The 13862-nt window shown below is 70.2% G+C and carries 13 protein-coding genes and 1 pseudogene; 7 read left to right on the top strand and 7 right to left on the bottom strand.

Annotated features, from left to right (window positions below; translation table 11 throughout):
* Positions 1 to 412 precede the first annotated feature (412 nt).
* The gene (locus ACZ561_RS37635) at positions 413 to 949 is read right to left on the bottom strand and encodes an NUDIX hydrolase family protein (RefSeq protein ID WP_471004230.1); all 537 of its coding nucleotides are present in this window, start codon (positions 947 to 949) and stop codon (positions 413 to 415) included.
* Positions 950 to 1206: 257 nt separating this feature from the next.
* Positions 1207 to 1542 carry a hypothetical protein gene (locus tag ACZ561_RS37630; RefSeq protein WP_471004229.1) on the bottom strand — a complete coding sequence of 112 codons (336 nt, stop codon included), beginning with the start codon at positions 1540 to 1542 and terminating at the stop codon, positions 1207 to 1209.
* Between the two features lie 444 nt (positions 1543 to 1986).
* Between ACZ561_RS37630 and ACZ561_RS37625 the strand changes: the two genes are divergently transcribed.
* From ACZ561_RS37625 to ACZ561_RS37615, 3 genes are all read left to right on the top strand, one after another.
* On the top strand, positions 1987 to 3240 hold the full coding sequence (locus tag ACZ561_RS37625) for a PucR family transcriptional regulator (RefSeq protein ID WP_471004227.1): 1254 nt from the start codon (positions 1987 to 1989) through the stop codon (positions 3238 to 3240).
* 226 nt (positions 3241 to 3466) lie between these two features.
* A complete protein-coding gene (locus ACZ561_RS37620; protein ID WP_471004225.1) occupies positions 3467 to 3694 on the top strand; it encodes a hypothetical protein in 228 nt (75 codons plus the stop codon).
* Positions 3694 to 5337: a sodium/solute symporter gene (locus ACZ561_RS37615; protein WP_471004223.1), complete on the top strand. Its 1644-nt coding sequence runs from the start codon at positions 3694 to 3696 to the stop codon at positions 5335 to 5337. Before ACZ561_RS37620 ends, ACZ561_RS37615 begins: the two co-directional genes overlap by 1 nt.
* 49 nt (positions 5338 to 5386) lie before the next feature.
* On the opposite strand, the gene ACZ561_RS37610 is transcribed toward ACZ561_RS37615, so the two are convergent.
* Positions 5387 to 6028, bottom strand: coding sequence for a lysophospholipid acyltransferase family protein (locus ACZ561_RS37610; protein WP_471004221.1), 642 nt, complete (start codon positions 6026 to 6028; stop codon positions 5387 to 5389).
* 286 nt (positions 6029 to 6314) lie between these two features.
* On the opposite strand from ACZ561_RS37610, the gene ACZ561_RS37605 reads away from it, so the two are divergent.
* Positions 6315 to 7838 carry a hypothetical protein gene (locus tag ACZ561_RS37605; protein WP_471004219.1) on the top strand — a complete coding sequence of 508 codons (1524 nt, stop codon included), beginning with the start codon at positions 6315 to 6317 and terminating at the stop codon, positions 7836 to 7838.
* Here the strand turns inward: ACZ561_RS37605 and ACZ561_RS37600 are convergent.
* From ACZ561_RS37600 to ACZ561_RS37585, 4 genes are all read right to left on the bottom strand, one after another.
* Positions 7829 to 8326, bottom strand: coding sequence for a hypothetical protein (locus tag ACZ561_RS37600; protein ID WP_471004217.1), 498 nt, complete (start codon positions 8324 to 8326; stop codon positions 7829 to 7831). The two genes, ACZ561_RS37605 and ACZ561_RS37600, sit on opposite strands and share 10 nt — an antisense overlap.
* Before the next feature lie 107 nt (positions 8327 to 8433).
* On the bottom strand, positions 8434 to 8880 hold the full coding sequence (locus tag ACZ561_RS37595; RefSeq protein ID WP_471004215.1) for a hypothetical protein: 447 nt from the start codon (positions 8878 to 8880) through the stop codon (positions 8434 to 8436).
* A gap of 205 nt (positions 8881 to 9085) precedes the next feature.
* Positions 9086 to 9622, bottom strand: a complete 537-nt coding sequence (locus tag ACZ561_RS37590) for a hypothetical protein (protein ID WP_471004213.1) — start codon at positions 9620 to 9622, stop codon at positions 9086 to 9088.
* Positions 9623 to 9840: 218 nt separating this feature from the next.
* Complete coding sequence (locus tag ACZ561_RS37585) at positions 9841 to 10488, bottom strand: class I SAM-dependent methyltransferase (protein WP_471004211.1); 648 nt, start codon at positions 10486 to 10488, stop codon at positions 9841 to 9843.
* A gap of 360 nt (positions 10489 to 10848) precedes the next feature.
* Between ACZ561_RS37585 and ACZ561_RS37580 the strand changes: the two genes are divergently transcribed.
* The 3 genes and pseudogenes from ACZ561_RS37580 to ACZ561_RS37570 all read left to right on the top strand — a co-directional run.
* Positions 10849 to 12036, top strand: a complete 1188-nt coding sequence (locus tag ACZ561_RS37580; protein WP_471004209.1) for an FAD-dependent monooxygenase — start codon at positions 10849 to 10851, stop codon at positions 12034 to 12036.
* On the top strand, positions 12036 to 13610 hold the full coding sequence (locus tag ACZ561_RS37575; RefSeq protein WP_471004207.1) for a hypothetical protein: 1575 nt from the start codon (positions 12036 to 12038) through the stop codon (positions 13608 to 13610). Before ACZ561_RS37580 ends, ACZ561_RS37575 begins: the two co-directional genes overlap by 1 nt.
* Before the next feature lie 155 nt (positions 13611 to 13765).
* Positions 13766 to 13862 (top strand): annotated as a pseudogene (locus ACZ561_RS37570) (DUF4097 family beta strand repeat-containing protein); the annotation flags it as partial.

Genomic DNA, 13862 nt, shown 5'->3' with positions numbered 1-13862 from the left:
TGGACGATGGGGAATTGGTCGCTCGGGTAGTGGCGGGTGGCATTCGCGAAATACCAAACGGTACCGACCGGAGGGCTATTGCTGCGACGTGAGTCTCCAGCTGCACGGCGGGAGAGGAATCTTGCCAGAGTCCGCCTGGTCGGCCCGGGCGATGCGACACGCGTCGCGTGCGACTTGGAGATCGTCTCGTGTGGCGCTGGATGCCATGGCCGCGCATGGCACGGAGGACAGGCGACTCGCCGCCAGATGCGAGCGCCGGAGCCAGGTCGTCCCTGCCCCACGATGCGCCCCGCCGTCCGCGCCGTCGTGGATCCGCTGGCGGATCGGTCCTTCGTGCGGCACATCCGCCAGGCCGTGACTCAGCTGACTCGCTGGACGACGGCTGATTGCCCGGCGGTCACGCAGGGAGGCCTCAGTACGCGTGTCCCACATGGGCAAGGGCCTGCTTCAGCAGCACCCCGTGGCCGCCCGTCATCTCGCCCTGCACAGCTGGGGAGGCAGCTTCCTGCGGGCTGAACCACACCAGGTCCAGTGCGTCCTGCCGGGGGCGGCAGTCTCCGGTCACCGGCACGATGTACGCGAGAGAAACAGCGTGCTGGCGTGGGTCGTGGTAGGCGGTGATGCCCGCCGTGGGGAAGTACTCGGCGACCGTGAAGGGCTGCAAGGAAGCGGGGACACGAGGCAGCGCAACAGGGCCGAGGTCCTTCTCCAAATGGCGGAGCAGCGCGTCTCGGACCCGCTCGTGGTGCATGACTCGGCCGGATACCAGGGTGCGGTTGATCGTTCCGTCCTCGCGGATCCGCAGCAGCACTCCGATGCTGGTGACTTCGCCGCTGTCGTCCACGCGCACGGGCACGGCCTCGACGTACAGGATGGGCATCCGGGCCCTGGCGCTGTCCAGTTCGTCCGTGGTCAGCCAGCCGGGCGTGGTCTCGGTCATGTCAGACATCGCTTGATCATACTTTCCAGCACGGGTCTTGGGACCAGGTGAGTGTCTGCCAGCCGGGTGGGAGTTGGGTAGGCAATGAGGGCGTCGATGCCGCATGTCCTTACCTGGGGCCCTGAAGCGTGGACGATCGATGTGGCCTCAGGGGTAGGTCCACGCGATTCCCCTGGCGCGGCACTTTCTGCGGAGGCGGTCGGCCGGTCCTCGGCTCGGGTGACGATCGGTCGTCGTCGAGGGCCGATCGGCTCAGGTTCGCCTTCTCAACTGCGGAAGGGCGAGAGTCGTCGCCGGGCCTCGTCGCGAACCTCCGGGTCTGCATCGAAGGAGAGTTCACGGAGTTGCTGAATGAGCTCGGGGGCGACACCCTCGCCGGACGTCCAGCGTGGATCGCAGTCGAGTTCCGCGCTGAGCTGGTCGGCGGTGGCAGCCTCGGTCGCCTGGGCGCGGGCTGCGAGAACGGCACGGAGACCCGGCAGGTCCCCGCGCCCCAGGAGGGCGACCGCCGTGTCCGAGGTCACGCCTGTGTCCTTTCCGTCGAGGAGGAGACGGTGGAGGACGTCGGCGACGACGGCCTCGATCCGAGGCTCTGCCGCCAATCGCCGCCCTGCCGCGGCCCTGGCGGACCACGAAGGAGAGCTTGCCTGCGCGATGGCATCATTCGGCTCTTGAGAGCCGGATCGTTCCATGGCATCAGAGTGCCATCTGCCGACTGGCGCGTTCCCCTCGTCCACCGCCCGTCGACGCGCTCGGGGGTGAGCTGGTCCGGCCCCGGGGCGACTGGCTTGTCGCCTCATTCGGATGCGGAAACATCACGATCCGGCTGAGACCCCACCACTCCCTGACCGACCGCTTAGCATGATGCTCGCCGGGAAGGACGCCGCCGGCTTTCGCCTACGGCGACCGGCCAGGCGGAGGACTCCCCGCGCTCCGCGCAGCTCACGTCGGCAGCTCACGTAGCCACCGGACGTCGGCAGCTCACGCCGGCGCCGCACGTCGGCCCCTCGCGTGGTGCTCTTGCACCCCGTCCACCAGGAGCGTCCATGTACCGCAGTTCCGCCCCCGGCAGCGCCACGGACCCGTCTTCCGTCGAGCTCTTCGACCGCGCATGCCGGCGGCTTCTCGGGTACGGCACGGATTTCACGGACGCCGTCCTGGAGACGATCCGCGCCGAGGTGCCGTACTACGCCGACCCGGTGCTCGCACCGCCCGACGTGCGCGAGACCGTGGGAACCGGCATCCGCCACGGGTTGGAGACCGGGGTGGATCCGAGCAGGATCGTGGACGTCGAGCGGTTCACCAGAGAGCTGGGCATGCGGCGCGCGGAACAGGGCCGTCCCCTCGACGAAGTCCTGCACGCCTTCCGTGTCGCCGGATCCGAAGTCTGGAGCGGGATGATCGGCGTCGTGGAACGGGAAAGCCTGGGGGACATGCACCGGCTCGTACACGTCGCCGAGCTGGTGTGGAAGAGCAACGACCGCGACGCCGTCCTGGTCGCCGACGCATACCGGCAGGTCATCGAGGGGGTGGCCGGCCGACACGCCGAACGCGTCCGCCTGATCCTCGCCGCCCTGCTGGAGAAGCGCCCCGAACCCGAGTTCACCCGGAGCGCGGCCGACACCCTCGATCTGCCGCTCGGTGGCCGGTACGCGGTGGCGGTCGCGGAGGCGACACCGCCGTACGGCCGCGTTCCCCGGGCCGCTCCAGAACTGAGGGGCATACGGGTCCTGCGTCATGCCTGGGGTCAACGGGCCGTATTCGTAGCCCACTTGGGCGACCGCCCCTTGGAAGCGTTCGCCTCCGGCCTCGACGCAGGCCCGGGGCTCCGCATCGGCATCAGCCTGGTGGTACCCGGCCTGGAGAGTCTGGCCCGCGCGCGCGACATGGCAGGGCTCGCTCTTCGCACCTGCCGGGGCGACGGGGAGGTCGCCCGGCTCGACACCCGCCTGCCCGACGGACTCCTGGTCTCGCGGCCCGACCTGTCCAACGAACTCGTCCGCCAGGTGCTCCGTCCCCTGTACGACCTGGACCCCGCCGACCGCGACCTGCTGTTCGACACCATCGGCGTCTGGATCGAATGCGGTGGCTCCACCGGCCAGGCAGCTCGGCACATGTTCTGCCATCGCAACACCGTGCTGAACCGGCTGCGCCGTGTCGAGCAGATCACCGGCCTCGCGCTGTCCCGCCCACGCGACCTGGTGCAACTCACCCTCGCGCTCGACGCACACCTCCTGCTGGGACCGGCCGTGGCCCCTGCGCGCTCTGCCGACGACGAACAGCGGCGTCGCCCGGCCTGATCCTCCTTCGCCCTCATCTCTCTGGGCCTCGGCACAGTCACGCCCTACGGGCGTTGGGAACGGACACCGGTGCCGGCGAAGCGCATGGACGGGCCTGGGGGGCCGGTGCTCTGGTGAGCCTCGTTCAGAGGCGATCCACCCGCACCCAGGCCCGCCAGGAGAGACCGCTATGACCCACCCGCACGTTCCTCGTTCCCCTCATCGCTCCCGGCCTTGCCGTCCAGGCATGTCCTTCGCCGTGGTCAACGCAACAGTCTTCGCCGTGCATCTGCTGCTCGTCTGCTCCGCCGCCGACTTCATGGCCGACTCCGTCCTGGGCGAAACCGGCATCGGTGTGCCCGCACTCCTGCTCCAGGCCGTGCTGCTGGTGTGGACGGCGGCGCGCTACGACCGCCGCGCGGACGACTCCCGGACCGGTCGCCGCCACATCGCGCACGAGCGTGGGGAGTACTGATGAGACCCGAGATCCCGCTCGCCGCGCCGGGCACGCTCGACACGGAGACCCAGGCACTGATCCTCGGCTGCTTCGTGGCCTTCATCGTCCCCATCCTGTTCCTGTGTGTCCTCAGCGGGGCGCCGAGGGACCGTGTCAACGACTTCTACACGGCGGGCCGCACACTGCGGCCCCTGCGAGGGGCCCTCGTCCTCTCCGGCGTCTACCTCTCCTCGGCCACGGTGCTCGGCACCACGGGAAGCGTCGCCGTCTTCGGGTACGACGGCCTGTTCATCGCGCTCTGCACCGTGCTCTCCCTCGGTGTACTGCTCCTCCTCGCCGCGCCCCTGCGCGAGCGTGCCGGCTACACCCTGGGTGACACGTTCGGGCTGCGGGCCCCTGGGCGCGCGGTGAGGATCGCGGTCGCCGCCGTCACCCTCTGCATCTGCGTCCCCTATCTGGTCGTGCAGCTCTCCGGTGCGGGAGTGACCACCGCGGCGCTGCTGGGGCTCTCCGGTCCAGGCATCGAGAAGACGGCGATCGTCATGATCGGTGCTCTTGTCGTCTGCACCACGGCGTTCGGCGGCATGCGCGGTACGGTCGTGATCCAGGTGATCAAGACGGTGGTGCTGCTCTGCGTGGCCCTGGGAGTGTCCGTCGTACTGCTGCACCGCTTCCACTGGAGCGCCGACTCCCTGATCTCCGCGGCCGAACAGGGAAGCGGTCGTCCCGCCGACTACCTGCGCCCTGGCCTCCGCTTCGGCGGCAGCGCCGAGCCCGCGGCCACCCTGGACTTCATCGGTCTCGTGGTCACCATCGTCCTGGGCGCGGCCTGTCTGCCGCACGTCGCCCTGCAATTGGGCACGGCTCCCGACGCCGCCACCGCCCGCCGTACCGTGCGCCACACCCTCACGATCGTCGGCGCGTTCTGCTTCACCACGGCTCTCATGGGCTTCGCGGCCTCGGCGTTGATCGGCGCACCGGCGATCCTGGCCGCCGATCCGGGCGGAAGCAGTGCGCTGGTGATGCTCGCCGGCGAACTGGCGGGGGGTTCGAACGCCGATGCCGGCGGAGCGCTGCTCGTCGTCCTGGTCGCCTCCGGCGTCTTCCTCACCACGCTGGCCGTCGTCGCCAGTGTCACCCTGGCGGCAGCGGGGACGATCGCCCACGACCTCTACACCCACGTCCTGCGCCGTGGGCGCACCACCGAGGGCCGGGAAGTGGCCGCCGCACGCCTGGCGTCCGCCGGTGTCGGCGTACTCAGCATCGCCCTGGCGGTCTGGGTCCAGGGGTGGAACGTCCAGTTCCTGACGGCTCTCTCCCTGGCAGTGGCCGCCTCCTCCCTGCTTCCGGCAGTGGTGTACACCCTCTTCTGGAAGGGCTACACCCGGACCGGCCTGCTCTGGACGTTGTACGGAGGCCTGGGCTGCGCCGTCGGGCTGCAACTGTCCGGCCCGGTCTTCTCCGGCAACCCGTTGGCGCTCTTCCCCGACTGGCACGTCGACTGGTTCCCGCTCCAGACAGTCGTCCTCGTGTCGATACCCTTCGCCTTCCTCATGGGCCGACTGGGCAGTTCCGGCGCATGGCGACGCGTCACCCCTCCAAGTCGGCGCCCGGGCCCGGGTCCTGGCTCTGGTGACCGTACGCACGCGGAGGCGTTCTAGGGGAGGAGCGACCCTCTCCGCGCGACCGACCTCCTGCCGGGGGAGGAGATCACCCGAGGTGGTCGGCCGCGGTCCTCCACGCCGCGGTCACCGCCCTATGGGCCTGGGCCGTGCGCGCCGCGCTGTCCCCGGTCAACGTGAGCGGCGCGCCCACGTGAACATGCAGCCCCGGCCGGCGCAGCGGTGCGGTGGCCACTCCCGCGAGCTGTTTCGCCGTGCTGCCCGAGGTGACACGGCGGGCACCGGCCTGGCCCACCGGAACGACAGGCGCGCCGGTGCGGTGGGCGAGACGCGAGAGGCCGCTGCGGAAGGCCCCGGGAGGTGCTTCGGCGGCGTCGGCCCGGTGCGGGAGGCCGCCCTCGGCGTAGATGAGGACGAGGCGCCCCTGTTCGAGGGCCTTCGCGGCGAGGTCGAGAGCGTCCGAGGCACGACGATCGTTGCGGATCACTGGGATGTGGCCTTCGTGGGCCAGCGCCCGGCCGAGCACGGGGATGCGCCACAGACCCGCGGCGGCCAGGACGACGGGCGAGACGCCGAGCCGACGGAGTGCGGCGAGCACGATGGCGGGGTCGGCGAGCGAGGTGTGGTTCGCGGCGATGATGCTGCCCGGCGCCAGTTCGGCTCGGGCGTTCACGGTCACGGCGAGGCGGCCCACCGCGGGTACCAGGATGTCGGCGATGCGGCTGAGCATCTGGCGCCTCCTTCGTGTTCGACGACGTTTCCCATCCTCGATGCGGTGGGGGACCGCCGGTTGAGCGCTCGTACTCAACTCGCGTGACTGCCGTACCCAGAACGTCGGCAGATGCGGCCCTCACACCACGGCAGGACCTGGACACGAGAACGCTGCGAGATCCTTTCCGACCGATCACGCGACGATTGCTCCCCGCTTCGGGCAGGGGAGGACTGCGGCCACGGTGCTGCCACTGCTACGTCCGACGCCGGATCACGCGAGAGCGACGAGGTGGCAGGATGACGCGGTGTCCGACTCTCCGCATGAACTGTGGCTGCGCGGCATCGCCTTGAATCCGGCGACGCCTTCCGACGTACTGATACGCCTGATGGATCAAGCGGCCGGTGACGCCGGCCTGCTGATGTGCGAGGGCCGTGACCTGCCCGACGCCGTCTTCGACGCAGCCCTCCGCCACCCGGCCGGCGGGATCCGCCGCGCCCTCGCCCGCAACCGGCACGTCGACCCCTCGCGACTCGCCCCCTTGGCAACCGACCCGTCGGGGATCGTCCGCGCGGGGCTCGCCGGCGGCCCCCGCCCCCGCCCCCGATGGGTCCGGCCGCTGCCGGACGACATCCTCGTCGCCTTCCTGACCGCCCAGGACGGCGGCGAGGACGGCATGCTCACCGAAGGCGAGATCGTCCAGGACCTCGAATTCTCTCGGCAGATCCCTCTGTCCTTCCGCCGTTCCATGGCCGAGCACGAGCATCCCCGGATCCGCATCCACGCCACCGCCTGGCAGGTGCTCACCCCCGCACAGCGCGAAGCCCTGCTCGACGACCCCGACCCCGCGGTACGAGAAGCGGCGCAGAAGCGCAGCTGGGAGCTGGACCCGGAAGCGGTGGAGGCCAAGTTGCCGTTCATCGGCTCGCACAGCAAGTCGTTCGTGCTCGGCACGTGCGCCCTGTCCCCCGCGCTCATCGAGCAGTGCTTCGCGGACGACACGGTCCACCCCCTGACCTGGAACCGCCACACCCCGGCCGACACCGTCGCCCGGCTCGCCCGCCACCCCGAGGCACAGGTCCGCGAGAGGGTCGCCGCCCGGCCCGACCTGGCACCGGACCTTGTCACCGAGCTGAGGGAGGACCCGGACGACGGCGTTCGGATGCGCGCACGCCTCCACCCCTTCCCCCGCACCTGGGCCGAGTACTGGGCTATCGACCGGGTCATCGGGCACGGTCCGGACTGCCTCTGCCCGATCACCGAGCCGGCCCCCGAGCCGTCGCCCCACTGGTTCGCCACCTGCGCGACGTCCGAAGAACCGGTGCTCCGCCGGGTTGCGGCGAGCTGGCCCGGCCTGCCCGCGGACATCGTCGAGACACTCGCGCAGGACGACGACGAGGAGGTACGGATCCGGCTGGCCTGCCACCACCCCCTCGCTCCGCCACACCTCCTTCTGGACGTCTTCGTCACGCGCCCGGCCCACCGTCCGCACCTGTTGACGCTGCACGCGTTCCCCCGCGCCGGCCTCACCCACCTCGTCGGCCACCCGGACCCCGAGGTACGCGCCCTGGCCGCAGCCGATCCCACCCTGCCCGTACCCCCGGTGGACGACCCCGACGAGTCGGTGTGCCGGGCAGCCGCCGCCAACCCGAGCCTGACACCGGGGGACTTGGAGGGCCTGCTCACCGACCCCCGTACCGCAGAGGGCGCCGCGGCCAACCCGTCCCTCCCCGTCCCCCGCATGCACGCGCTCCTCGACCGCTGCCTGAACGGCGCCGCAACCCCACCGACGGCGACCGAACGCCCCTCCGCCGCTGCCGGTCAGAGCTGACGGCTGATCCTTCGAACCAGCTCTTCGAGGAACTCTTGGAGGCTGGAAGCGGCAAGGTCGAACTGACCGAACCACGAGGCGGTGGTGGACCTCCAGACGCGGCCGGACCCTGCCAGCGCGAAGAGGTGGCCGCCGCCTTCGCGGGCGAATACCAGCGCAGGCTCTTCCCCGTCGATCCGGATGGCTCCGTACTCGCGGAAGTGCTGTGCGACCTCTGACGCCGGGTGAACGAAGTAGCCGCTGTCCACGTCGGGGAGGGAGACCTCGCAGAGCACCCAGTACATCGTGGTCAGGTCCGAAGGGATCGGCGTCAGTTCCACGAGCGCGTCCGTCGCCTTATGGCTCTCGTCCGTCGCGCGCGCGACCACGTTGCCGCCGGGCGGGAAGCCGCGCCGGGCCTGGATCGACTGAACCAGTTCCGTGAGTGCCGCGTCCGCCCGCTCGCACCAGCCGCGGACCCACTCGGCGTCAAGCCGTTCATCAGCCACGATCGACCTCTTCGGCACCTGAGGGAATCGCTCTCCGCGATCCGCAAGACCGTACAGGAGTGGGCACGCAGATCAGTGAGAGTCGCCGGCGTTTCCGTATGTACGCCTTACGCCCCGCCGCCCCATCGCGCGTAGCCGCGCTCGATCTCGGCCAGGTACTGGGTCAAGTCGAAGCGAACTTCCTCGATGACACGGTCATCAGCACCCGGGTACATCAGATTGCCCCAGATCACGGTCCGACCCCGGAGCCGGATCCGGATACAGACCGCCGGGGCGGCGTCGGTGCCCTGCCCGTGGGTCGCAACATCCACGTTCCGGGCTTGATCAGTCGGATAGAGGGGGCCTCCAGGCCTGAGCAGCTGATGCGGACGATCGCCGGTTGCGCCGTCGAAACTGCGCGCGATCAGGTCGAGGCCATCGACATAGAAGTATGTGTGTACGGCGCTGCACATGGGTGGCCCAGGGCAGGCAGTGATCAGCAGCGTGCTGACTCCGTCGTGCCCCTGGCGATCAGGGAGGCGGGCGCGCACCAGGCGCGGGGACTTACGCGGCATCAGACCTTCGCGACATCACGGAGCCGATGATAGGTGCCCAGTAGACCGCTGGGCGGTCCTCACTCCCAAGCCAGTCGTTCACCGATCCTGGGGCGCCCTTCCGGCGATCGCGAGCCGTTCCGAATCCGGCTTCTGATCAGCAACGAAGACCGTGGCAATGAGTCCGCTACTGCCGTCGGGCGGCAGCGCGTACGACGCGTCGGGTTCAGTCGGTGATGTACCAGTTGTTCTTGAGGTACTCCAGGGTGTAGCTGCCGAGGTCGCTCTCGGAGAAGGTGGCGGAGGACCTGACGGCCTCGACCGGCATCTCGATCTTGTCGGGAGTGCGCACCACGATGCGCTGCGGGTCGACCGTCGCGGTTTGCAGGGCCTTCTTCTGCGCGGGCGAGATCATCTGGAAGACGACGGCGTACGTCGACGTGCACGGGCCGAATCCCTGGTCCTGTGCCTTCTTCGCGGCGGGCGCGGCCACTTCGCAGACCGTGTCGATGTCCTCACGGCCCAGGGCGTGGAGGTACTGCTCGTACCGCTGGATCGCGCCTTCCTTGGTCCTGGGCCTGCGCTGGTCGCTGCCCGGAGTGGCCGACGGCTTCTCGGTCCGGGCGGACGCGGACGGCGTGGCCGACGGTTCCGTTGTCCGCGTGGACGCGGACGACTGCGAAGGCCTCGCGTCGGTGCCCTCCTTCGCCTTGTCCGGGCCGCACGCGCATGCCATCAGCGCCACACAGGCCGATACCGCCACGCTCACCAACGTCCGCGCCCTCATCCGCTTCCCTCCCGTCGCCTCACCGCCAGCCGACAACACATCAAGAGGTCACGCAGGACCCGGGGGAACGGTTCCCGAGCCGGTCCTGGAGCTGTGATCGGCGCACCACTCGCCGTTTCTTGCCGACAACATCGTCGCGTCCTACGAGCAGTCGTGGACGGTCGGGCCCGGAGGGCAGTCGGTCAGACAGTCGCCTACGCCTTACACGCGAGCAGGTGAACCGCCTGGAACTGGCGCCGTTCGGTGGGCTGGGGCCGGCGGACCATGCGGGCTACCTCGGCCAACCCGGACTCGCGCAGCATCGCCGCGAGGTGATCGGGCGACCACCGATAGGCCGGTGCGACTGCGTGATCAAAGATCTGCGTCGGGTGAGACGGATCATCGCCGGCCCAGAAGCCGACCAGAAGGTGGCCGCCAGGTGCCAGCACGCGGTGGAACTCCGCCAAGATGTCGGGAAGTTCTTCCGGCGGAGTGTGGATGATGGACCAACGGGAGAGTACGCCGCCCAGCACGCCGTCAGGGATGGTCAGCGCGGCCATTGAGCCCACGTCGAACCGCAGGCCTGGATGTGCCTGTCGTGCCAACTCGATCATCGCGGAGGAGGCATCGACGCCGAACGCCGCCAGCCCCAGGCTGTCCAGATGAGCCGTGATATGGCCAGGTCCACAACCCAGATCCGCGACCCGACCGTCCCCGCTCGCACTCACGACCTCGGCAAAGGCACCCAAGATCGCACGGTCCAAAGGCATGCCCAGCAGCTCGTCGCGGAACAGCTGTGCATACTGGGCGGCAGCCGCGTCGTAGGCCTGGCGGGTGGCGCTCAAGGCATCGTGTTCGACCATGCTCGCGACTGTAGTCCCCGGCCGGAGGCGCGGCCGAGGGAATCACGATCTTGGATTGCCGGATCAGCCACCAGCGAGCAACACCACGCGCGCTCATGCCTGCGGTGGCGGTCTGATCAACAAGCTCACCGCAGAACAGCACCCCACGTTTGCCGACCTCGGTGCGGAACGGTCGTGACACCGGCAGCCGCAGCGTCCTTGAGTCGGCCCGTCCGCTCCGGGGCCGCGTTGACAGGTATCTGTCGACATGTTGCTATGAGGCGCTGCTCAGCCGGACCTGCGCCTTTGCCGTGTGCCGCTCGGGCACCGGATCGATGGCCGCCTGACCAGGGGGCGTCCCCGTACCCCGAGTGAGGACTCATGCCGCAGCGCGTCGCGACCATCGTCGGCGGTGGGATCGGCGGCCTCGCGGCGGCCGTCGCCCTGCACCGCCGTGGCTGGCGTGTCGAGGTGTTGGAACGGGCCCCGGAGTTCACTGAGATCGGGGCCGGTATCTCCCTGTGGCCGAACGCGCTGCACGCGCTCGAGGCGCTCGGCCTGGCCGGCGCCGTTCGGGCACTGGGGGCGATCGAGGCCGGCGGGGGCGTACGGGACCGTCGGGGCCGCTGGCTGTCACGAACGGACAATGCGGAGCTGACGCGCCGTTTCGGCCATCCCCTGGTGGTCCTGCAGCGCGCGGACCTGTTGCGGGTGCTGGCCGAGGCGCTGCCGGCTGACAGCCTGCGCCCGGGGAGTGAGGTGTCCGCGGTCCGCGAGGACGGGCAGAGTCTGGTCGTGGATCACCGCGGGGGTCGGTCGACGCCCGATGTCGTCATTGGCGCGGACGGGCTGCGCAGTGTGGTCCGCCGCGCATTGTGGCCGGAGGCGGCGAGTCCCCGGTATGCCGGCTACACGGCCTGGCGCATGGTGACCGAACCCTTCGCCGTGCCGCCTTTGGAGGGCGCTGCGACCTGGGGCCGCGGGGAGCGGTTCGGATACACGGCGCTGCCGGGCGGGCGGATGTACTGCTTCGCAACCGCGTCGCTGCCCGAGGGAAGGGCCTTCGGCTCGTCCGAGTCCGAGTATGCGGAGCTGGTGCGCCGGTTTGGGACCTGGCCGGATCCCGTGCCCCGTCTGCTGGCCGCCGTCCCCGTGGACGCGGTGCTGCGGCACGATCTGTACGACCTCCCGCCGCTGTCCTCCTTCACCTGTGGCCGGGTCGCGCTGCTGGGGGATGCCGCCCATGCCATGACCCCGAATCTGGGACAGGGCGCGTGCCAGGCGTTGGAGGACGCGGTCACCCTCGCCCACTGCCTTGACGGCACGCCGGACGTGGCGGCCGCGCTCCGTTCGTACGATCAGCTGCGCCGCCCGAGGACCCGCGCCATCGCGCGCCGTTCCGCCCGGCTCGGCGTTGTCGGTCAGCTGTCGTGGCCGCCTGCGGTGCTGCTGCGGGACACGGCCGCCCGGTTGATGCCGACGCGGGCGACGCTGCGTTCCATGACGCCGGTGCTCGGCTGGACGCCACCCGATGCCCCGCCGGCCGCGACGAAGAGTGAGAGGCACTGATGCCGGACTGGACGTATCACCCGCTGCGCGGCGCGGCCGCTGCCGTCCTTGGCCGCCGCCGCTCGCAGCGATCGGCGCTGCGCCTGCTGGCCTGGATCGGCTCCCGCCCCGCCGGCGCGCGGCTGATCGCCAGGGGATTCGGTCACCGCCATCCACCCAAGAGCCTTGCCGGTGAGATCGCGGGCGTGCCGGTTGCTGTCCGCCTCGGCATATCCGTCCCGCCCTCGCTGGCCCAAGAGGCGGTACGCGCCATGGCCCCGCTCGGTGCCGGTTTCGTAGAGGTGTCGCCCGTCTCGGCGGCCGAAGCGGAAACCGTACGCGAGGCTGCTGCCGGACGCTCGATCCCGCTGGTCGTCCGCGCTTGCGATCCGCAGGCCGAGGCAGCCCTCAGACCCCATGTCGACGGGTTCATCGACGGCGACGACCCGCACGTGGTCCATGTGTCCGACCCGTCGGTCGCCGCCGCGGCCGCCGCGGTCGTGGAAGCGGGCGCTGTCGTGCTCGCCCGGCCCAGGGTGCTCGTCGAGGCCGGACCCGGCTGGTTCGCACGGGTCACCGAGGCAGCCACACCCACCGAGCCCGCTCCGGGGATACGTGATGTCGGCCGAGACCCCCGACGCTGGCCGGCCTGGTGGTGGGCGCTGCTCGTCGGGCTCGGTATGACGGGCGCCGGACTCGGCGCCGCGGCGATCACGCTGGGGCCGGTACTGCTCTGGTACGACCGTGACTATCTCGGCATGACGCTGCATGAACTGCATGCCGCCAACCACCACCTGGTGCACTTCATTCAGCACGACCGGACCACCATGGCCGGCACGATGGTGGCGATCGGCGCCCTCTACACCGGCCTTGCCGTGGGCGGGATCAGACGTGGCTGGCCGTGGGCTCGCGAGGTGTATCTGCTTTCGGGGGCGATCGGCTTTCCCACCTTGTTCTACTTCCTGGCCAACGGCTTCGTGGAACCCCTGCACACAGCCACCACCATCGTGCTGTTCCCGATGTTCGTGGCCGCGGTCCGCCGTCCGACCGGGCACGCACCGCGGTGGCGCCTGGCACCCGAGGGCCCGGAACGTGAGCGCCGACGTGCGCTGGCGGGCCAGCTGCTGCTGATCGTCACGGGAGCGGGGCTGTTCGTCGGCGGGGCCGTGATTTCACTGGTCGGACTGACCGGTGTTTTCGTGCCGACGGATCTGACCTTCCTGGGCACCAGCACGGAGATGCTGGAAGCCGTCAATCCCCGGCTCGTGCCGTTCGTCGCTCACGACCGTGCGGGGTTCGGAGGCGCCCTGATGTCCGCCGCGGTGGCGATCCTTCTGCTGAGCGCGTGGGGCTGGCGGCGGGGTGAAGCCTGGGTGTTCTGGACCCTGGCCGTGGCGGGAGCGGCCGGCTTCCTGCCTGCTGTCGTGGTGCACGGCGCGATCCATTACACGGACTTCATCCACCTCGCGCCGGTCTACCTCGGCATCGCCATGACCGGCACGGGCCTGTTGCTCGCGCGCCCATACCTGTGCGCCAAGCGCGTCGCCGAGGCCGAAGGACTGACGGGGCGCCTGACGGAGTGCTCCACCTCGTAGGTGGAGCTCAGGCCATCGAGCCGGGGCGAGATGCGGTCGGGCCAGGCACCAGCCATGACGGTCGCCTCTCACGGCCCAGTCGAGGACACCTGCGGAGCCGACGTTCTCACCCCTGCGACGGCAAGCTGCCCGGCGGCTCGGCCCGCCGGACGCACATGCCCACCAACGCCTCGAAGAGCCGCGACGTGAAGGCCGCGGAGCAGACCACGGTCGAATACACCGACGGAGCCCTGCGGATCGCCGTCCCGGCCA

This window comes from Streptomyces sp. NPDC039609 (assembly GCF_055596705.1).
Note: the sequence above shows the minus strand (reverse complement) of the source record. Positions and strands in the feature narration are given on the sequence as shown.

What these genes read in the sequence shown, in the direction of transcription:
- ACZ561_RS37620 (WP_471004225.1), top strand. Translation starts at nt 3,467, where the DNA reads ATGTCCTTCGCCGTGGTCAACGCAACAGTCTTCGCCGTGCATCTGCTG.
- ACZ561_RS37625 (WP_471004227.1), top strand. Translation starts at nt 1,987, where the DNA reads ATGTACCGCAGTTCCGCCCCCGGCAGCGCCACGGACCCGTCTTCCGTC.
- ACZ561_RS37635 (WP_471004230.1), bottom strand. Translation starts at nt 949, where the DNA reads ATGTCTGACATGACCGAGACCACGCCCGGCTGGCTGACCACGGACGAA.
- ACZ561_RS37585 (WP_471004211.1), bottom strand. Translation starts at nt 10,488, where the DNA reads ATGGTCGAACACGATGCCTTGAGCGCCACCCGCCAGGCCTACGACGCG.
- ACZ561_RS37575 (WP_471004207.1), top strand. Translation starts at nt 12,036, where the DNA reads ATGCCGGACTGGACGTATCACCCGCTGCGCGGCGCGGCCGCTGCCGTC.
- ACZ561_RS37580 (WP_471004209.1), top strand. Translation starts at nt 10,849, where the DNA reads ATGCCGCAGCGCGTCGCGACCATCGTCGGCGGTGGGATCGGCGGCCTC.
- ACZ561_RS37595 (WP_471004215.1), bottom strand. Translation starts at nt 8,880, where the DNA reads ATGCCGCGTAAGTCCCCGCGCCTGGTGCGCGCCCGCCTCCCTGATCGC.
- ACZ561_RS37615 (WP_471004223.1), top strand. Translation starts at nt 3,694, where the DNA reads ATGAGACCCGAGATCCCGCTCGCCGCGCCGGGCACGCTCGACACGGAG.
- ACZ561_RS37610 (WP_471004221.1), bottom strand. Translation starts at nt 6,028, where the DNA reads ATGCTCAGCCGCATCGCCGACATCCTGGTACCCGCGGTGGGCCGCCTC.